Here is an 18,463-nt window from a genome sequence, read left to right on the forward strand (position 1 = left end):
CCCGCAACTTCCAGGGCAGGCATAGGCTGGTGACATGGATTACAGATTCCTCGGGGCCTCTGGGCTCAAGATCACCGAAATCACCTACGGCAACTGGCTGACCCACGGCTCCCAAGTGGAGAACGACGTGGCCACCCAATGCGTGAACGCCGCCCTGGACGCGGGCATCACCACCTTCGATACGGCCGACGCGTACGCCAACGGCGCCGCTGAAGAAGTCCTCGGAGCAGCCTTGAAGTCCCAACGGCGCGAATCGCTGGAGATCTTCACCAAGGTCTACTGGCCGGTCGGCCCCAAGGGCCCCAACGACACCGGGCTCTCCCGCAAACACATCATGGAGGGCATCAACGGGTCCCTGCGGCGCCTGGGGATGGACTATGTCGATCTGTACCAGGCGCATCGCTACGACCATCAAACGCCACTGGAGGAGACCATCCAGGCGTTCGCCGACGTCGTACGTTCGGGCAAGGCCCTTTACATCGGGGTGTCCGAGTGGTCCGCCAAGCAGCTGCGGGAAGGCCAGCGACTGGCGCAGGCCGCCGGGTTCTCGCTGGTGTCCAACCAGCCGCAGTATTCAGCGCTGTGGCGGGTCATCGAGGAGCAGGTCGTCCCGGCCTCGGAGGAACTGGGCATGTCCCAGGTCGTCTGGTCCCCCATGGCCCAGGGAGTGCTCTCCGGTAAGTACAAGCCCGGCCAGCCGGCACCGGCAGGCAGCCGAGCCACCGACGAGAAGGGCGGGCAGAAGACCATCGAACGGTTCATGGACGACACCGTCCTGGAGCGTGTCCAGCGGCTGCAGCCAATCGCCGACGAGTTGGGCCTGAAAATGTCCCAGCTGGCCATCGCGTGGGTGCTGCAGAACCCGAACGTCGCCACGGCACTCGTCGGCGCTTCGCGACCAGAGCAGGTCGCCGAGAACGTCAAGGCCTCCGGAGTCGAGATCCCGGACGAGCTGATGGCCTCGATCGACCAGGCGCTGGGCGATTCGGTCGTCCGTGATCCGGCGCTGACCGTGAGCCCGGAGGTTCGTCCGGCCTGATGCACGGACGGTGAAACGCAGGAAGCCCGGGTGGTGCAGTTCATACTGCACCACCCGGGCTTCCTGTGCGGGGGACCGGTGGGGTCCCTAGATCCACATCGCGGGATCGATGTATTCCGCCGGGTCCACCGCCGGCTTGTGCTCCTCGGGTTTGCGCGGCCGGTTGGTCGCGGGGATCCCGGTGATGATCGAGTCCGCCGGAGCGTCCTTGACGACCACCGCGTTGGCCCCGATGGCCGAGTCCGCCCCGATGGTGATCGGACCCAGGACCTTGGCCCCGGCCCCGATGACGACGCGGTCCCCGATGGTGGGGTGCCGTTTGACCTTGGCCAGCGAGCGGCCGCCGAGGGTCACCCCGTGGTAGATCATCACGTCGTCGCCGATTTCGGCGGTCTCGCCGATGACCACCCCCATTCCGTGGTCGATGAAGAACCGCCGGCCCAGTGTGGCCCCGGGGTGGATCTCGATGCCGGTCATGAAGCGCCCCAGTTGGGAGAGCAGCCGCGCCGGCAGGCGGTAGGCCGGGTTCTGCCACAACCGGTGCGTCAACCGGTGGATCCAGATGGCATGCAGGCCCGAATACGCGAAGGCGTTCTCGGTGTTGCCGCGTGCCGCGGGATCATGGGCGCGGGCACCCTCGAGGTCCTCTTTGAGGCGGGATAGGAAAGTCACACGTTGCCTTTGCTCGTCGTTGGCCCGGGGGAGTGGGTGCTAGCCGCGGATGTCGTCGTACAGCAGGGTGGAGATGTAGCGCTCACCGAAGTCGGGGACCACGGCGACCACGAGCTTGCCGGCATTCTCGGGACGAGCGGCGACCTGCAGGGCTCCCCACACCGCGGCGCCGGAGGAGATCCCTCCCAGGATGCCCTCCTTGGTGCCCAGATCGCGGGCCGTGGCCACGGAGTCCTCGATCGAGGCGTCGAGCACCTCGTTGTAGATCTTCGTGTCCAGCACCTCCGGGATGAAGTTGGCCCCGAGGCCCTGGATCTTGTGCGGACCGGGGTTTCCGCCGTTGAGGATGGCCGAATCCTTCGGCTCGACGGCCACGATCTGCACCTCGGGCTTCTTCTCGCGCAGCAGGGCCCCGGCGCCGGTGATGGTGCCGCCGGTGCCGATGCCGGCAACGAGGATGTCCACGGCGCCGTCGGAGTCGTCCCAGATCTCCTGGCCGGTGGTGGTCCGGTGGATCTCGGGGTTCGCCTGGTTGGCGAACTGCTGCGCCCAGATGGCGTTGTCGGTGGTGGCAACGATGTCCTTGGCCTTCTCCACCGCTCCACGCATGCCCTCGGACCCGGGGGTGAGCACGATCTCGGCGCCAAAGGCGCGCAGCATGACACGGCGCTCGGTCGACATGGTCTCCGGCATGGTCAGGATGACCCGGTAGCCGCGGGCGGCGCCGACCATGGCCAGGGCGATGCCGGTGTTGCCGGAGGTGCCCTCCACGATGGTTCCGCCCGGATGCAGGGCCCCGGCCTTCTCGGCGGCGTCGACGATGGCCACGCCGATGCGGTCCTTGACGCTGTTGGCCGGGTTGTAGAACTCCAGCTTCACGGCCACCTGGGCGGGCAGGCCCTCGGCCATCCGGTTCAACCGGACCAGGGGAGTGCGCCCCACGAGCTCGGTGACGTCGTTGTAGATCGGTGCCATAGTTTGCCTGCTTTCGGAAGAAGTGTCGTGGTATTTCGTCATCCAGCCTATCGAGGCCCGGAATCACGCCTCACTCGGTGAGCCACTGGGAGTAATATTTCCGTGCCTTCGCCAGCTTCGGGTTGATGATCACCTGGCAGTAGCCCTCGTAGGGGTTCCGTGCGTAGAAGTCCTGGTGGATGGTCTCCGCCTCGTGGAAATGCGGCGCCGGGACGATCTCGGTAACGATGGGGTCATCCCAGTTCTGCTGGTTGCGCCGCAGGGCCGCCTCGAACAACAGCCGTTGCTGGTCATCCACGTAGAACATGGACGAGCGGTACTGGGTGCCGACATCGTACCCCTGGCGGTTCAGCGTGGTCGGGTCGTGACCGGTGAAGAACATGTCCAGGATGACGTCTGCGGGCACGACGGCGGCATCAAAGGTGACGGCCACGGCCTCGGCATGGCCCGTGGTTCCGCTGCACACCTCGCGGTAGTTCGGCTGTGGGGTGTGCCCGCCGATGTAACCGGAGACCACCGCGGAAACGCCCCTGGTCTTGCGGTAGACCGCGTCCATGCACCAGAAGCATCCGGCGCCCAGGATGAACGTGTGGACGCCGTGGTCGGGGAAATCGGTGGAACCGGAGGTGTCCGGCCCGGCCGCTGACATTGGGTTTGCTGACGTGCTGCTCACACCCATGGTCAATGCGTCGGGGCCCTCATTCATTCCCGGGCCCGGTCCTGTGGTTTCGCGCAGCGGGCAAAACGGCGGCATTTGACACCCATGTGACCGCCTTCGGTCTACGGTGGGTACATGCATAACGACGACGACACCACCGCGCACCAGCCCCGGGATGAGGACGCCGTCCTCCTGGAGCAGGCAGCGGCCACCGACGGCACCGCGGAACCCGGGAATCCCGAGCCGGACGAAGCCGAGCCGGCCGAGGCAGCAGCTCCCGACGTTCCAGCCGTCGTCGAACCGGAAGGCAATGGAGTGGGGGCAGCGGATGCCACCGCAGCCGTGGCGCCGGCCGCCCAGCCCGGGGCAACGGCCCCGACCCTCGGCGAGGTCCTGGTGGCCATCGAGGAACTCTGGCCCGCATCCCTCGCCGAGGACTGGGACGCCGTCGGCCTGGTGGCCGGCCGGCTGGAGCAGCCGGTCCGCCGCGTCGTCTTCGCCGTGGACCCGACACTCGAGGTGGTCCGCGACGCCGTGGAGCGCGGCGCCGACCTGCTGATCACCCACCACCCCCTGCTGCTGCGGGGGGTGAAGTCGGTGGCCGCCGACCAGTTCAAGGGCGAGGTCGTCCACGAACTCATCGAGAACCACTGCGCACTGGTCACCGTCCACACCAATGGCGACTCCGCGGTCGGCGGCGTCTCCGATGTGCTGGCGGATATCTTCGGCCTGGTCGACGTCGCCCCGCTGGTCACCGCCCCCGCGGGGCTGCCCGAAGAGGGCATCGGCCGGGTCGGGACGTTGCCCAGTGCCCTGTCCCTGGGCGATTTCGCCTCCCGGGTGTTCGGCGCGCTGCCTGCAGTCGCCGGCGGCGTGCGGGTCGCCGGGGACCGGGACGGGATCGTGAGCACCGTTGCCGTCTGCGGTGGTGCCGGCGACAGCCTCTTCGACGCGGTGCGCGCCTTCCGGGCCGATGTGTTCGTCACCGCCGACCTGCGCCACCACCCGGCTTCCGAAGCCCGCGAGGCTGCCGTGGAGAACCGCCCGTACCTGATCGACATCTCCCACTTCGCCGGCGAATGGTTGTGGCTGCCCGCCGCCGCGGAGGGGCTCTACAACGTGCTGATCGATCAGGGCTTCGCCGTGGAGATCGGCGTCAGCTCGATCAACACCGATCCGTGGGACTTCGTCCTGACTCCCGGCCACTGAACCGGTCCGATCGACAGTAGGCTGGGAAACCACCCAGGACGAGGAGAACCACCGATGGCCAAGGCATCACCCGCCGAGCAGCTGCTGCTGTTGGATCTGCAGGCGCTGGACTCGCAGATCGTCACGATTGACCGGGCCGTGAAGGAACTCGCCACCGACCCGGAGATTGCCGCCGCGGAGGCAGCCGTAGCCGAGGCCGAATCGGTGCGCCGGGAGATCGCCGCGAAATCGGCTGCCGCCCAGCAGGCCCTCACCGACGCGGAACACCAGGTCGAAAAAGTCCAGGCCCGCATCGAGAAGGACCGCGCACAGATCGACGCCGGTCGCGGAACCGCCCGGGACATGATGGCCCTGCAGCATGAGATCGATTCGCTGACCCAGAAGCGCGGGGAACTCGAGGGCGTCGAGCTCGAGCTGATGGAGGCCGCCGAGGAGGTGGCGCCGCGACTGGAGGGCGCCACGGCGTCCGCCGACGGCACCGCAGCCCAGCTGGCGCAGCTCGAGCGCGCCCGCACCGGGCGTGGCGAGGAATTGGCCGGCGAACGCCGGGCGCTGGTGGCCCAGCGCGCGGAATTGGCCGGCCGGGTCGACGCCGCCCTGCTGGCCCTGTACGAAAAGCGGTTGGCACAGCGCGGCGTGGGAGCCGCCCGCCTGTTCCACGGCACCTCGGAGGGTTCAGGAATGCAGTTGGCCGCCGGCGACCTGGCGGAGATCCGCGGCGCGGCCGAGGACGACGTGGTCTTTTGCCCGGATTCCGGGGCGATCCTGGTCCGCTCCGCGGAATGGATGTAGTCCAGCCGGCAGGCCCACCGCCCGACGGCACCGGCGAACCGCGGGGCCGCCTCCATCACGTCGAGCTGTGGGTGGCCGACCACGAGCGCGCCCAGGCGACCCTGGGATGGCTCTTCGGACAGCTGGGGTACGTGCGCGCCGATACCTGGCCGTCCGGATCCAGCTGGCAGGGCGCGGGGGAGTACCTGGTGCTCGAATCCGGCCCCGACGTGATGGCCGCTGCCCACGAGCGCACGCGCCCGGGGCTGAACCACCTGGCCTTCCACGCGGGCAGCGCATCCGACGTCGAGGCCCTCACCCGGACGGCGCTGGAGCACGGCTTCAGCCTGATGTTCGCCGACCGGCATCCGCACGCCGGCGGCCCCGACCACTACGCCGCCTACCTGCAGGACGCCGACGGGTTCGAGGTCGAACTGGTCGCCACGCGCCGGAGCTGACCGGGCACGGCTATCCGGCCGCGAAGCTGTGGTCCTCCGGCAGGATGATGTTCAGCTGGTGTGCCTTGCGCCCGGTGGCCGGAACCAGCTCGGCCTCCCACTTCTCCTGGGCGGCCTGCAGCAGCGCCGCGGGGGTCTTCGGTTCGGCCCGGCGTTGGAGCAGATGCCGGGCCAGTTCGCCGCGGGTGTGCTTGGCGAAGTGGGAGACGACCTTGCGCTGGCCGCCCCGCAGCTGGAACACCGACACGGCGACGGTGGTTTCCGGCGGCGGGGCGAAGGCTGCGGCATAGGTGCTGGAGCGGCAGTCGATGACCAGTTCGCCGTCTGCCCGCTCGCCGAGGACGGGGTTCAGCCGTGTCTTCCACCAGCTGGCCAGTTTCCCGATGCCCGGCAGGTTCACCGACATGCCCAACCGGTAGGCGGGGATCCGGTCGGCAAATCCCACGGCACCCCACAGCGCCGAAATGACGACGACGGCGGCGTCCGCCTTGCGCCGTTGGGCCGGAGTCAGGCTCCGGTAGCCCAGCGCCTCATACAGCACGCCGGTGTAGACGGAATGGGCGGGGGCTGCCGGCTCCCGGTGCAACGTGATGTTCCGGGCGACATCCTCGGCCAGCGACGCGCCGACACCGAGGACCTGATGGGCGTCGGCGGAGGCGGAGACCTCGGCGAGCGCGGACAACACCTCGGCGCGAGCCGGAGCCAGTTCCTGGAAGGCGAGAGCACCGGCGTCGTACATCTCTCCCTGGGTAGCGGGTTGTTTGCCTTCGGAGGGGGGAAGCAGAATCAGCACCCATCGATCCTAACGGCGGGAAGGGGCTGCGCGGCGCACCTGTAAAGTGGACGATCGAACGCAACCGGTGACCAGAGAAGAAACGGTGATCCATCTGATATCCCGCCGAGACCCAGTTCTCGACTCCGCCAAGGGCGTCCTGATCCTGCTGGTCGTCATCGGCCATTTGCTGGCCCGCACTGAACCTCCGAACGCTGAGGTGACGAAGGCCCTGTACGCCGGGATCTATGCGTTCCACATGCCGGCCTTCGTGTTCCTGGCCGGCATCACCTCGAAACCGCGGGGGATCCTGAAGCGCTGCGTTCAATTTCTGACCCTTCTGGTGGTCTTCCAGACGGCGTTCTACTGGTTTCGACGGTTGATGGGCTCGGATGCGGCGTTCGACTGGACCACGCCCAAATGGCTGCTCTGGTTCCTGTTCTCGATGGCGGTGTGGACGCTGTTGACCCCGCTGATGGCGAAGGCGCCCCGGGCGAGCCTGGCGCTGTCCGTGGCCATCTCGTTGGGTGCCGGGATGATCGACGCGGTGGGATATCCGTTCAGCCTCTCCCGGACCCTGGTGTTCCTGCCCTTCTTCGTGCTCGGCTTCACCCACGGCAAGGCGGTGCTGGCGTACGTGGCGGGGCTTCGTACCCGCGGTCGCGTGGTCATTGCCGGGCTGGCCGTGGTGGTCCTGGGCGCACTGCTCGCGTGGGAGCCGGGACAAAAGTGGTTCTCCGGCAGCAGGGGGTATGCGGACCTCGAGGTTTCCGATCTCTCGGGTGTGGGGCACCGGATCATCCTCCACGTGGTCGCGGCGGTCCTGGCGATGGGCCTGCTGGTCTTGATTCCGCGGGAGCCGAACCTGCTGACCCGGTATGGCCAGCGGAGCCTGTCCATCTACCTGCTGCATGGTTTTGCCGTCCTGGTGTTGGCCAACTATGTGGAGGATATGGCGGCGAACAACGTCTGGGTGGCGATGGTGATCCTGGTGATCCTGACCGCGGGCATCGCGGTGTTGACGTCGATGCGGCAGGTGCACCACGTCATGGGCAGGATCGGCACCGCGTTGGTGCCGTTGGTCGACCGGTTCGCCGCGCCGACGCCGGTGGCCGCAACTACGGCGCCGACAGCCGAGCCGGCCGATGCGGCGGCGCGGCGGGCTGCGGTCCGGGAACAGGCCATGCACCGGTAGACTGTCTGCCGGACGGGATGGCTGGACGATCGCGTGTCGCGCAAGCGGCCCGAGGAACGTCCGGGCTCCACAGAACAGGGTGGTGGGTAACGCCCACTCGGGGTAACCCGCAGGCCAGTGCCACAGAAAACAGACCGCCCGCCTCGTGCGGGTCAGGGTGAAACGGTGGTGTAAGAGACCACCAGCGCCCCCGGTGACGGGGGCGGCTCGGTAAACCCCACCCGGAGCAAGGCCAGACAGGCTGCGTCATGAGGGCTGTTCGCCCCAGTAGTCGGGTAGGCCGCTCGAGGGCATCGGCAACGGTGCCCCTAGATGGATGATCGTCACCGGCAGCCGGGTAACCGCTGCCGGCACAAAACCCGGCGTACAGGCCATCCCGTCCCCACACAGCGGCTCTTGATGCCAAGGGTGCTAGCTGCGCAGGAGCCCGGCCAGTTGCTTTTGGTGGTGACGGGCACGCCGTTTGATCCGTGCCCACGGTTTCAGCGTGGTGGTGGCGGGCTGCGCCTCGTCTTCAGTGAGGTTCCAGTACTTGGATTTCTTCACCGTGGACGCGTCCGGTTTGTAGAACGGCTTGGAATTAGACAGGTGTGGGCGCTCCCACGCGACGTTCCGACGCACCACGCGGGCAGGTGTCCCGGCGATGATGCAGTTGTTGGGGAACTTGCCCTTGGCGATGCTGTTCATGCCGACGACCGACCCGTTGCCGATGCTGGTTCCGGGACGGATGATGGCCCGACTGGCAATCCACACATGGTTTCCGATGCGGACGTCCTTTGACCAGTTGATCCGGCGGCCGGACTTCACGTCGAAGATCGGGTGGGCGTCGTCGGTGCGGATTTCGACGTCGGAGGCGATCATGACGTCGTCGCCCAGCGTGAGGCTGGTGCCTTCGACCGCCACCAGCATGCACAACTTCGTGGTGGTCACGTTCCTGCCGATCCGGATGCTCGAATCCTGACCCACGCGCACGTCGGCGCGCAGGGGGCCACGGCGGGGGCTTTTGCCGCCCAGTTCCAGCACGCCGTTATCGCAATCGAACCTGACCCGCAGTGAGCCGATCTTGGCGGTCGGGTCCACGATCAGGGTGTTGTTCGATCCCTTGAAGTGCACCTGGATGTTCTGGGTGAACGATGTGGGCGAAATGATCCTGTTTCCCTGGTCGTCTTCGTAGGTTGAAACTTCGGTGAGCGTGGGCATGCACAAATTCTAGGGCACTCCCTCCACGACCCTTCCGAACGGACACGGACACGGACACGGACACGGGCATCGGCGCACCGAGGCACCAGGGCGATGAACTGGCAGCAGGCGGCCTTGAAGTGCATCAGAGCCTGTGCGCAGCGTCGGAGACCTGTGGGCGGCGGACCGCGGAAATCCGGTGATGTCAGCGGGTCCGGGGCGGGTACGGATCGCTGATCACCGGTCCGCGCTCGACCTCATCGTCGGGTTCCCAGTCCTCCGGATGGATACCGGGCGGAAAATCCCCGGGCATGGTTGCCCGGCGTATCCCGCCGGCCTTGCGGAGTCGGTCCCTGTCGCCGGTGCTGCGGCCGCGGGCCAGATCGGCGTCCAGGATGGCCAGCGATCGTTCGACGTTCGTCTTGTTCATGCAAACTCCCGGCAGACGCGCAACCGGCCCCGCCCGAGGTGAAGGGGCGGAGCCGGTTGATGAGGTGCGGCATGGGGGCAGCCGCACCAGCGACGCAAGAGACGGTGCGCCGCTAAAACCAGTCTAATCGAAAGTGTGTTCGAATAAAAGTGTGGGTTTCGACTGGATCGAGCTGGCGCCCGTGGCCATCAACTTCCGCACACCGGCCGCGATCATGGGGCCGCCATGCCGGTTGCTAAGCTCAACGGGTGCCCCAGGACCCAGAAGAGACGCTTCGCGCCGCCATCCTCGGCACCGTGCTGGTCGCCGACGCCGCGGGGGACCTGGTGGAACCTGCGGGGGTACGCGGCAAGACCCTGGTGGCCGCGCTCGCCCTGTCCCCGGGCAGCCCCGTCTCCGTGGGCCAGTTGGCCGACGACCTCTGGGCCGACGACCCGCCGCATGACCCCCGGGCCGCCCTGCAGACGCTGGTCTCCCGGCTCCGCCGCACGGTGGCCCCCGGTCTGATCGAATCCACTGCTGCCGGATACCGGTTGGTCGCCACGGCCCGGGACACCGACCTGGGACGGGCCGAGGAGTCTCTGGCGCAGGCACGCAGCGCCCTGGGCCGGGAGCTGCCGGCCGAAACCCAGGAGCTGACGACGGCGGCGCTGGGGATGGTGCGCGGGGAGCCGGGCGCCGATCTCGGCGATTCGGAGCTGGCAGAAGTCCTGGCCGGCCGCTGGGCCGCCGTACGCACCCAACTGCTCGAACTGCGGGTCGAGGCGAGGATCCGCACCGGCGATGGCCACGGCGCCCTGGCCGATCTGGACCAGCTCTCCGAAGCGTCGACGGCGGATGACGTGCGGGTGGGATGGCGCATGCGTGCCCTCGACGCTGCGGGCCGGCGCAACGAGGCCCTGCAGCACTATGCCGCATACCGCCACCAACTCCGCGCATCCTTCGGCACGGACCCCTCCGCCGATCTCGTCGCGCTGAACGCACGGCTCCTCTCCGCCGACACCCACCCCGGCAGGAACCGCACGGCCATCGGGCTGCGCACTGCACCGAACCCCCTGCTGGGCCGCCAGCAGGACCTCGCCGCGCTCGCCGAACTGTTGCGCACCGGGCGCCTGGTCACCATCCTCGGGCCCGGCGGGCTGGGCAAGACGCGCCTGGCCCAGGAGGCGGCACGCGCCGCCACCGGGCACACTCCCGCCGTCGTCTTCGTCGAACTCGCCGGAGTGGGCGTCGGCGAGGACCTGGCCCTGGCGCTGGCCACCACGTTGGGGATCCGGGAGGTCTCCACCCTCACCTCGGTCGAGGAGCTGCCCGTTCGGCTGGATATCCGCGAGCGCATCCTGGGTGTGCTGGCCGAACGCGAGACCCTGCTGGTGATGGACAACTGCGAGCATCTGCTCGACGGTGCAGCGACCTGGATCGCCGACATCCTGGCCGCCACGACCACCGTCAGGATCCTGGCCACCAGCAGGTCGCCGCTGTCGATCGGCGCCGAACAGGTCTACCTCCTGGAACCGCTGGATCCCGCAGAGGATGGCGCCGCCGTCGAACTCTTCACCGCCCGGGCCCGGGCGGCCCGCCCCGGTGCCACCCTCGAATCCACGGCGGTGGCCGCGTTGTGCACGCGCCTGGACGGTTTGCCGCTGGCCATCGAACTGGCGGCTGCCCGCGTGCGCTCCATGTCGGTCGAGGAGATCGGTCGCCGGCTGCAGGATCGTTTTGCCCTGCTGACCGTGGGCGAGCGCACGGCGCCACGGCGCCATCGCACGCTGGCCGCCGTGATCGACTGGAGCTGGAACCTGCTCTCGGGCGCCGAACAACGTCTGTTGCGCCGGCTCTCCGTCTTCCCCGACGGGTTCGGCCCCGAGGCGGCCCAGGCGGTCGGTGGATTCGACACCGGGGACGACGTCGCCAACGACCTGGACGGCCTGGTCACCCAGTCGCTGGTCACCGTCAGCGAGGAACCCGGCACCGGGTTGCTGCGCTACGGGATGCTGGAGACGGTGCGCGAATTCGGCGCGCTGGCCCTGGCACGCTCCGGCGACACCGAGCCGGTCCGGTCAGCGGTCCTGGCCTGGGGTGCCGACTACGCCCGGCGCATGCTCCCGGCCCTGGAGGGTGAGCACCAGATCCGGGCCTTGGCCACGTTCGCCACCGAACAGGAGAACCTGGTGTGGCTGCTGCGCGCCGGGCTGGAGCGCCAGGACGTGCCCGCCACACTGGCCGTCTACGCGGCCCTGGGCTACTACTGGTCCATGAGCGGTGCGCACACCGACCTGGCCACCTTCGGCGCCGCAGTCATCGGGCTGACCCGGCGCCACGTGGCGACCGACGCCACCCGCGACACCGCCATCCTGACCTACCTGCTGGCGGCCAGCACCTATCCGTTCGGCAACCCCCGGGCCGGTCTGCTGGCCCTGGGCAGCCTGCGCCGCACCCTGCGCGGCGGGACGTCGTCCACCCCGCGCATCGCCGCCCTGGCCGATCTGCTGCTCACCTCCACCGCCGGCATCCTGGCCGTCAGGACGGCGATCGAGCGCTACGCACGCTCCGCCGACCCGGCGGTGGAGGGGATCGCACGGCTGTTCGGCGCACAACTGGCCGAGAACTCCGGGGAGATGGACGCCGCCCTCTCCTCGGCCCGCCGGGCCTACGACCTGGCCGTCGGGGAGCGGCAGATCTGGTCGCAGGCGACCGCCTCCCAACACCTCGCCGAGCTGTACGCGCAGATCGGTGACACGGCGTCCGCCCTCGAATGGATCGGCATCTCCCGCAGCGGCCAAGCGGCCCTGCAGTCCCACCCCGATCTGCAGCAGCTCGACTGGCTGGAGGCACTGACCCTGATGGTCGCCGGGGAGTACGACGGCGGAACCTCGGTGTTCGAGGACATCATCTCCGATGACCGGGAGGGCGACGACGGCCGCGACGGCCGGAGCGATGATCGGCGTTCGCTGGGGTACGCCGGGCTGGCCGAGGCGGAGCTTGCCACTGGTAACACGCACCGGGGGTTGGAGCTGTACCGCAAGGCCTCCGGCCCCGGCGCCCCGGCCCTGCGCGACCCGTGGTTGCGCATCGTCGGTGCGGCCGCCGTGATGGCCCACCTTGCCGCGGGGGATCCGGATCCGGAATTCACCCGCTCGAGGGCCCGCAGGCTGCGCAGCGTGGTGTTGGCCGATCTTCGGCTGCGTCCCGATACCGTGGACCGGCCCATCATCGGCTGCTCGTTGCTGGCGATCGGCCGCTGGCTGATCCGCCCGGCCGCCGGGCCCGCCGAACCCGGGCTGCTCAGGGCCGCGTTGGAGCTGGTCCTGCTGGCCGGGACGCTGGGAGTGCGCCAGACCCTGCCGGCGCTGAACCTGGCCGCGACGCTTTCGGCTGTTCAGACAGAGCACCCCCGGGCGGCCGTGGAGGCTGCCCGGGGGCGGGTGGCCGGCTTGACGCCGGCGGCTGGTCTGGACCGGGCGTTGCGGCTGTTGCGCGGGCCAGTGGTCCGCACCGCCCTGGAGGCCTAGCGGCCCGGGGCCGGCATCAGGCCTTGCGCATGTAGGCGCGCACCGTCAGCGGCGCGAAGACCGCGACGATGACCGCGGCACCGATGAGCGATGACACCAGGTCGGCACCGACGGTGCCGTGGTTCACCAGATCGCGGACCGCACTGACCAGATGCGACACCGGGTTGATGTTGACGAACCCCTGCAGCCAGGTCGGCAGCTTGTCCACGGGGACGAACGCGTTGGAGAGGAACGTCAGCGGGAACAAGACGATCATGGAGATGCCCTGCACACTGGACGCGCTGCGGGCGATGACCCCGAAGAACGCGAAGATCCAGCTGATCGCCCACGAGCAGGCGATCACCAGCAGGCCGGCCAGCACCACGGCGCCGATCCCCGCCTCGGGCCGGAACCCCAGCAGGTAGCCCATGGCGAACGTCAGCGTCGTGGCGATGGCGTAGCGCACGGTGTCGGCCAGCAACGCGCCGGACAAGGGGGCGATGCGGGCGATGGGCAGTGACTTGAAGCGGTCGAACACCCCCTTGTCCATGTCCTCGCGCAATTGCGTGCCGGTGACCACCGACGTCGTGATCACCGTTTGGACCAGGATCCCGGGGATGAGCAGGGGCAGGTAGCTCACGGAATCCCCGGCGACGGCGCCGCCGAACAGGACGGTGAACATCAAGGTGAACAGGATCGGCTGGAGGGTGACGTCCATGAGCTGTTCGGGGGTGCGCTTGATCTTCAGCAGACCCCGGTAGGCCATGGTGAAGGTGTTCTGGATGGTTTGGGTGACCGAGGTGTGGTTGCGCAGCTCGCGCTGTGCGCCCGGGACGATGGTGGTGGTGCTCATGCGTTGATCCTTGTCTGTGGGGTCCCGTTCGCGGCGGGGGTGTCGGTGGCTGCGTGGCCGGTGATGCCCAGGAAGACCTCGTCGAGGGTGGGCTTCTGCACGCTCATCTCGGTGAGCGTGATCCCGGCACCGCGCAGTTCCTGGAGCAGGTCGGTGACCTGGTCGACCCCGGTCATCGGGGCGGTGATGCGTGTGGCCTCGGGGGAGACGGTGCCGGCGACGCCCAGCACCCGCTGGATGATCCCCAGCGACGTGCCCAGGTCGTCGGTGTCCTGCAGGCGCAGCTGCAGTGAGGAGGAGCCGACCGTGGCCTTGAGGTCATCGGGGGTTCCCTCGGCAACGACCGTTCCGCGGTCGATCACCGCGATGCGGGCGGCCAGCTGGTCGGCCTCGTCGAGCATCTGGGTGGTCAGCAGCACGGTGGATCCGCTGGCGACGAGCCGGCGGATGGTCTCCCACATCTGGGTGCGGGTGCGTGGGTCCAACCCGGTGGTGGGTTCGTCGAGGAAGATCAGCGGCGGCTGGGCAATCAGGCTGGCCGCCAGATCCAGGCGGCGGCGCATGCCACCGGAGAACTTGGCCAGCGGGCGGCGGGCCGCCTCGCTCAGCCCGAACTCCTCGAGCAGCTCTGCCGCCTTGCGGCGGGACTCCTGGCGTCCCAGGCCCAGCAGGCGGGAGAAGATCACCAGGTTCTCGGTGGCGCTGAGCTTCTCGTCGACCGAGGCGAATTGCGCGGTGACGCCGATGAGCTGGCGGACCACCTGGGCCTCGGCGACGACGTCGTGCCCGAAGATCCGGGCCGATCCGCCGTCGGGGCGCAGCAGGGTGGCGAGCATGCTGATGGTGGTCGTCTTGCCGGCTCCGTTGGGGCCGAGGACGCCGTAGACGGTGCCGGTCTTGACCTGCAGGTCGACGCCGTCGACGGCGCGGTGGGTGCCAAAGGTCTTGACCAGACCGTGGGCCTCGATGGCCCAGTCGTGGGTGGTTTCCATGGATGGTTCCTTTCATCCGGGGTGTGGATCGGTGTTGGAACCATCGTGGGCCGGGACGCTGTCATGGCGCTGTCACGGCGCTTTCAGCTGCTTTCACGTGCTGACAGGCAGTGACAGGATGCGCCGCCGGAGTGTGAGTGGTCTCACCGACGCGAATGCGCGGATCATCCGCGGACAACCTAGAATGGAGGTGGGCCCAGCCCATGGGGAAAGATCCTGATACCCCGCCAAACCGTATCTGCAATGGTGCTTTCACGGTGCCAACCGGCCAGTGGATCCCGGCCGGCTGAATTGGAAGGACAATTAGTGACCCAGCAGTCTGTCGCCGCCCAGGAAGAATGGAGCGGCCGCGAGGAACTCGCCGAGGCCATGATTCCCCTGATCGGGCGTCTCTACCGCAAGAACAACGTGGTGACCTCCATCTACGGGCGCAAGCTCATCAACAAATCCCCGATCGACATCCTCAAGGCCCACCGCGTGGCCCGCCACATCGACGGTGCCGAGCTGCCGCTGGCCGAGACGTTCCCGCTGCTCGAGGGCCTGGACGCCCTGGACCTCGGCGCGATCTCGGTCGACCTGGCCCGTCTGTCCCGCAAGTTCAAGCAGCAGGGCAATGGCGCCTCGCTGCAGGACTTCCTGGCCGCCGAATTCGCCTCCCAGACCGGTGGCGCCGGCGAATCCGAGGCCGAGCCGCGCGACATCGTGCTCTACGGTTTCGGTCGCATCGGCCGCCTGCTGGCCCGCATCCTCATCGAACGCGGCGGCTACGGCCTGCGCCTGCGCGCCATCGTGGTGCGCAAGAACGGTGAGAACGACATCATCAAGCGCGCCTCGCTGCTGCGTCGCGACTCGGTGCACGGTCCGTTCGAGGGTTCGATCACCGTGGATCAGGAAAACAACACCATCCTGGCCAACGGCACGCTCATCCAGGTCATCTACTCCAACGACCCGACCACCGTGGACTACACGTCCTACGGCATCGACAACGCCATCGTCGTGGACAACACGGGACGCTGGCGCGACCGCGAGGGCCTGGGCCAGCACCTGCAGGCCAAGGGAGTCTCCCGCGTCCTGCTGACCGCACCGGGCAAGGGCGACGTGAAGAACATCGTCCACGGCATCAACCACGGCGACATCACCGCCGAGGACCAGATCGTCTCCGCGGCGTCCTGCACCACCAACGCGATCACCCCGGTCCTGAAGGCCATCAACGACGAGTTCGGTGTCGCCCACGGCCACGTGGAGACCGTCCACTCGTTCACCAACGACCAGAACCTCACGGACAACTTCCACAAGGGCGACCGTCGGGGCCGCGCCGCAGCGCTGAACATGGTCATCACCGAAACCGGTGCCGCCAAGGCAGTGTCCAAGGCTCTGCCCGAGTTCGAGGGCAAGCTGACCGGCAACGCCATCCGCGTGCCCACCCCGGACGTCTCCATGGCCATCCTGAACCTGAACCTGGAGAAGGAGACCACCAAGGAGGAGCTGAACACCTACCTGCGCCAGGCCTCCCTGGGCGCCGAACTGCACAAGCAGATCGACTACATCGACTCCCCGGAAATCGTCTCGACCGACTTCGTGGGTTCGCGCCGCGCCGGCATCGTCGACGGACTGGCGACCATCGCCAACGGCAAGAACGCCGTCGTCTACGTCTGGTACGACAACGAGTTCGGCTACTCCTGCCAGGTCGTGCGCGTCATCGAGGAACTCGCCGGCACGCACCCGAAGGCCTTCCCGGCCGTCGAGGAGACCGCACAGGTCGAGCTGAACGCCTAGCCTCCACCGACACCAGCAGTGGGCGGCCATCCCCGACGGGGGTGGCCGCCCACTGCCGTCTGCACCGGACACGACGGCGGGGCCACCTTGCGGGGCATGCTGACACGTGCACGGACGAGGGAGATGGACCTTGAGCACCTATGACGAGTTGGCAGCCCGGGCCGAACGCGACGAGCTGCCCATCAAAGAAGGGAGACTGCGCCGTCGGGCCGCCGCGCGCAGTGCCGGGCGAACGGCGCTTTTGGAGGCGACCGGAGTCGATGACCTGCGCGAAGTAGTCCGGATCGCCCTGTCGCCGACGTGAGTCCGAGGCCATCTTAGATGCGTGGGAACGCACTACACGGGAGAAGGCGTGAGCAGTCGGGCGCGACGCTCAAGCGCCGCGGTCACGGCTTCCACTGCAGCTGGCTCCCAGGGTTGGCGGGCAGGAATCCGTCGACCGCGTCGAACCACCACACGATCCATTCGCCTTTCGTGAACCAGCCCCGAAGTGCCGGACTGGGAAGTCCGTGCGGCGGATGCGCAGCGATGGACGCTTTCTTGCGGTAGTCGCTGCCGTGGGCACGATTCATCGAAGCCTTGACGAAGACCGTGGCGCCATTGGCCAACGTCAGCGTGGCCGCGAAGTCGGCAGCGAAGGTGCCGGCCGCAGGCGCGACGGTCTGCCGGCGGACCGGTATCCGGATGGTTTCCACAGGCAGCGCCACTCCCGCGAAGTTGGACGTGGAGCGGGCTACCCTTGGCCCATGATGACGATCCCGGAAAACGTGTGGCCGTGGTTGGAGGACGTGGCCACCATTGCGCCGCTGGGCACATTGGCGGCAGTCATTGTTGCAGCGGTCGCCCTCTGGCAGAAGGCCGCGACCGACCGTCGCCAAGCGTGGTGGGAGAGACTGCGCTGGGCCACGGATACCATCTTGTCCGACGATTCCCAGAGCCGCCAGACGGGAGGCGCCGCGCTGAGGGCGGTCTCCCGGTTCAGATTGAGGACGACTGAGGACAGGTTACTGCTTCAGGCTATTGCCGCCGACTTGCTCAATGACGTCATCGGCGACCTACCGGCCTTCGGTTCGTCGCCCCGGCAGGACGTGGACGACTCCGTCAATCGGGGGGATAATGGTTCTGACGAAAGAGGTGCACCTGATGGGATGGGGTAGTCGAATCAAGAAGGCGCTGCACGCATCCGGTGCCCAAAGCGGTACCGGAATCGGTACCTCAGTCCTCAAACGCGGCATCGCGCCGCTGCCGAACGGCAAATACGCCGTGACGTTGCCCTCGCGCGGGATCACCGTGGTGGCCAACGACAGCTCCCAGGCCAGGCTCCTGGACGACCTTGAGGCGGTCATTGAGGCGAACAGCTAGGAGTGGACTGGCGGGCCTCAGTGCCCGAACGGGTCGGGGTCCACGCCCGGCATCCAGGAGTTGCCCGGAACGCCCCATTCGAGCGACTTCTTGGCCTTCTTCCACCGCTTGGCCCACTTGGGGTTGAGCTTGTCGACGTAGAGGTAGCCGTCGAGGTGGTCGTATTCGTGCTGCATCATGCGGGCGAACCAGCCGGTCGCCTCGAAATCCAGGGGGTTGCCGTCGCCGTCGAAACCCATGACGCGGGCGTATTCGGCCCGCTTGAGCGGGAAGGACAGTCCCGGTGCCGAGAGGCAGCCTTCGGCTTCGTCATCGGGATCCGGTTGGGCCTGCGAGACCTTGCCGAGCACGATCCGCGGGTTCACCAGCACGCCCTCGGCGGGAACACCGTCGTCGTTCTCCATGGTGTAGGTGAAGATGCGCAGGCCGACGCCGACCTGCGGGGCTGCGAGGCCGACGCCGTTGGCGGCGTGCATGGTCTCGTACATGTCAGCGATCAGCGCGCGGAGCTCGTCGTTGAAGTCGGTGACCTCGGCGGCGCGGGCGTGCAGGGCGGGATCGCCGTAGACGACGACGGGGCGGACGGGCATCGGGGGCCTCCTGTGATGCGGCACGGATGGTGACGGCGAAC

Annotated in this window: 20 protein-coding genes and 1 other RNA gene; 11 read left to right on the forward strand and 10 right to left on the reverse strand. The window is 68.1% G+C overall.

Features of this window, described 5'->3' with window-relative positions; all coding sequences use genetic code 11:
* The first annotated feature begins 34 nt into the window (after positions 1-34).
* Positions 35-1,039: an aldo/keto reductase family protein gene (locus ABD088_RS05685; protein ID WP_343900676.1), complete on the forward strand. Its 1,005-nt coding sequence runs from the start codon at positions 35-37 to the stop codon at positions 1,037-1,039.
* 87 nt (positions 1,040-1,126) lie between these two features.
* On the opposite strand, the gene epsC is transcribed toward ABD088_RS05685, so the two are convergent.
* The 3 genes from epsC to msrA all read right to left on the reverse strand — a co-directional run bounded on the left by epsC (position 1,127) and on the right by msrA (position 3,335).
* The gene (epsC, locus tag ABD088_RS05690) at positions 1,127-1,711 is read right to left on the reverse strand and encodes a serine O-acetyltransferase EpsC (protein ID WP_343900677.1); all 585 of its coding nucleotides are present in this window, start codon (positions 1,709-1,711) and stop codon (positions 1,127-1,129) included.
* Positions 1,712-1,750: 39 nt separating this feature from the next.
* Positions 1,751-2,686 carry a cysteine synthase A gene (gene cysK, locus ABD088_RS05695; protein ID WP_343900678.1) on the reverse strand — a complete coding sequence of 312 codons (936 nt, stop codon included), beginning with the start codon at positions 2,684-2,686 and terminating at the stop codon, positions 1,751-1,753.
* Between the two features lie 70 nt (positions 2,687-2,756).
* Positions 2,757-3,335 carry a peptide-methionine (S)-S-oxide reductase MsrA gene (gene msrA, locus ABD088_RS05700; protein WP_343900756.1) on the reverse strand — a complete coding sequence of 193 codons (579 nt, stop codon included), beginning with the start codon at positions 3,333-3,335 and terminating at the stop codon, positions 2,757-2,759.
* Positions 3,336-3,479: 144 nt separating this feature from the next.
* On the opposite strand from msrA, the gene ABD088_RS05705 reads away from it, so the two are divergent.
* From ABD088_RS05705 to ABD088_RS05715, 3 genes are read left to right on the forward strand one after another with little or no spacing between them, the layout of a single operon-like run.
* On the forward strand, positions 3,480-4,553 hold the full coding sequence (locus ABD088_RS05705; protein WP_343900679.1) for a Nif3-like dinuclear metal center hexameric protein: 1,074 nt from the start codon (positions 3,480-3,482) through the stop codon (positions 4,551-4,553).
* Positions 4,554-4,607: 54 nt separating this feature from the next.
* Positions 4,608-5,345 (forward strand): zinc ribbon domain-containing protein, encoded by a 738-nt coding sequence (locus ABD088_RS05710; protein WP_343900680.1) that lies wholly within the window; start codon positions 4,608-4,610, stop codon positions 5,343-5,345.
* On the forward strand, positions 5,336-5,782 hold the full coding sequence (locus tag ABD088_RS05715; RefSeq protein WP_343900682.1) for a VOC family protein: 447 nt from the start codon (positions 5,336-5,338) through the stop codon (positions 5,780-5,782). The genes ABD088_RS05710 and ABD088_RS05715 overlap by 10 nt, the downstream gene beginning before the upstream one ends.
* A gap of 10 nt (positions 5,783-5,792) precedes the next feature.
* On the opposite strand, the gene ABD088_RS05720 is transcribed toward ABD088_RS05715, so the two are convergent.
* Positions 5,793-6,575, reverse strand: a complete 783-nt coding sequence (locus ABD088_RS05720) for a YaaA family protein (RefSeq protein WP_343900683.1) — start codon at positions 6,573-6,575, stop codon at positions 5,793-5,795.
* Between the two features lie 85 nt (positions 6,576-6,660).
* On the opposite strand from ABD088_RS05720, the gene ABD088_RS05725 reads away from it, so the two are divergent.
* Together ABD088_RS05725 and rnpB are read left to right on the forward strand one after the other, a co-directional pair.
* The gene (locus tag ABD088_RS05725; RefSeq protein ID WP_343900684.1) at positions 6,661-7,749 is read left to right on the forward strand and encodes an acyltransferase family protein; all 1,089 of its coding nucleotides are present in this window, start codon (positions 6,661-6,663) and stop codon (positions 7,747-7,749) included.
* Positions 7,750-7,762: 13 nt separating this feature from the next.
* Positions 7,763-8,132, forward strand: an RNA gene (rnpB, locus tag ABD088_RS05730) — RNase P RNA component class A.
* 28 nt (positions 8,133-8,160) lie between these two features.
* On the opposite strand, the gene ABD088_RS05735 is transcribed toward rnpB, so the two are convergent.
* The gene (locus tag ABD088_RS05735; RefSeq protein ID WP_343900686.1) at positions 8,161-8,949 is read right to left on the reverse strand and encodes an acyltransferase; all 789 of its coding nucleotides are present in this window, start codon (positions 8,947-8,949) and stop codon (positions 8,161-8,163) included.
* 184 nt (positions 8,950-9,133) lie between these two features.
* On the reverse strand, positions 9,134-9,358 hold the full coding sequence (locus ABD088_RS05740) for a hypothetical protein (protein ID WP_343900687.1): 225 nt from the start codon (positions 9,356-9,358) through the stop codon (positions 9,134-9,136).
* A 248-nt stretch (positions 9,359-9,606) separates the two neighbouring features.
* Here ABD088_RS05740 and ABD088_RS05745 point away from each other — a divergent pair, with 248 nt between their 5' ends.
* Entirely contained in the window at positions 9,607-12,870 is a 3,264-nt protein-coding gene (locus ABD088_RS05745) for an AfsR/SARP family transcriptional regulator (protein ID WP_343900689.1), read from the forward strand.
* A 16-nt stretch (positions 12,871-12,886) separates the two neighbouring features.
* Here the strand turns inward: ABD088_RS05745 and ABD088_RS05750 are convergent, their stop codons facing one another.
* Both ABD088_RS05750 and ABD088_RS05755 read right to left on the reverse strand, forming a co-directional pair.
* On the reverse strand, positions 12,887-13,702 hold the full coding sequence (locus tag ABD088_RS05750; protein WP_343900691.1) for an ABC transporter permease: 816 nt from the start codon (positions 13,700-13,702) through the stop codon (positions 12,887-12,889).
* Positions 13,699-14,694: an ATP-binding cassette domain-containing protein gene (locus tag ABD088_RS05755; RefSeq protein WP_343900693.1), complete on the reverse strand. Its 996-nt coding sequence runs from the start codon at positions 14,692-14,694 to the stop codon at positions 13,699-13,701. Before ABD088_RS05755 ends, ABD088_RS05750 begins: the two co-directional genes overlap by 4 nt.
* Before the next feature lie 369 nt (positions 14,695-15,063).
* On the opposite strand from ABD088_RS05755, the gene ABD088_RS05760 reads away from it, so the two are divergent.
* Together ABD088_RS05760 and ABD088_RS05765 are read left to right on the forward strand one after the other, a co-directional pair.
* Entirely contained in the window at positions 15,064-16,470 is a 1,407-nt protein-coding gene (locus tag ABD088_RS05760) for a glyceraldehyde-3-phosphate dehydrogenase (RefSeq protein ID WP_372710688.1), read from the forward strand.
* A 130-nt stretch (positions 16,471-16,600) separates the two neighbouring features.
* The gene (locus tag ABD088_RS05765) at positions 16,601-16,774 is read left to right on the forward strand and encodes a hypothetical protein (RefSeq protein WP_343900695.1); all 174 of its coding nucleotides are present in this window, start codon (positions 16,601-16,603) and stop codon (positions 16,772-16,774) included.
* 82 nt (positions 16,775-16,856) lie between these two features.
* On the opposite strand, the gene ABD088_RS05770 is transcribed toward ABD088_RS05765, so the two are convergent.
* Positions 16,857-17,165 carry a hypothetical protein gene (locus tag ABD088_RS05770; RefSeq protein WP_343900697.1) on the reverse strand — a complete coding sequence of 103 codons (309 nt, stop codon included), beginning with the start codon at positions 17,163-17,165 and terminating at the stop codon, positions 16,857-16,859.
* Between the two features lie 51 nt (positions 17,166-17,216).
* Between ABD088_RS05770 and ABD088_RS05775 the strand changes: the two genes are divergently transcribed.
* The gene (locus ABD088_RS05775) at positions 17,217-17,627 is read left to right on the forward strand and encodes a hypothetical protein (RefSeq protein ID WP_343900698.1); all 411 of its coding nucleotides are present in this window, start codon (positions 17,217-17,219) and stop codon (positions 17,625-17,627) included.
* Positions 17,614-17,832, forward strand: a complete 219-nt coding sequence (locus tag ABD088_RS05780) for a hypothetical protein (RefSeq protein ID WP_343900699.1) — start codon at positions 17,614-17,616, stop codon at positions 17,830-17,832. Before ABD088_RS05775 ends, ABD088_RS05780 begins: the two co-directional genes overlap by 14 nt.
* Positions 17,833-17,849: 17 nt before the next feature.
* Here the strand turns inward: ABD088_RS05780 and def are convergent, their stop codons facing one another.
* Positions 17,850-18,422 carry a peptide deformylase gene (gene def / locus ABD088_RS05785; protein WP_343900701.1) on the reverse strand — a complete coding sequence of 191 codons (573 nt, stop codon included), beginning with the start codon at positions 18,420-18,422 and terminating at the stop codon, positions 17,850-17,852.
* Between the last annotated feature and the right edge of the window lie 41 nt (positions 18,423-18,463).

Source organism: Arthrobacter rhombi, from assembly GCF_039526245.1.
Taxonomy (GTDB): Bacteria; Actinomycetota; Actinomycetes; order Actinomycetales; family Micrococcaceae; genus Arthrobacter_H; species Arthrobacter_H rhombi.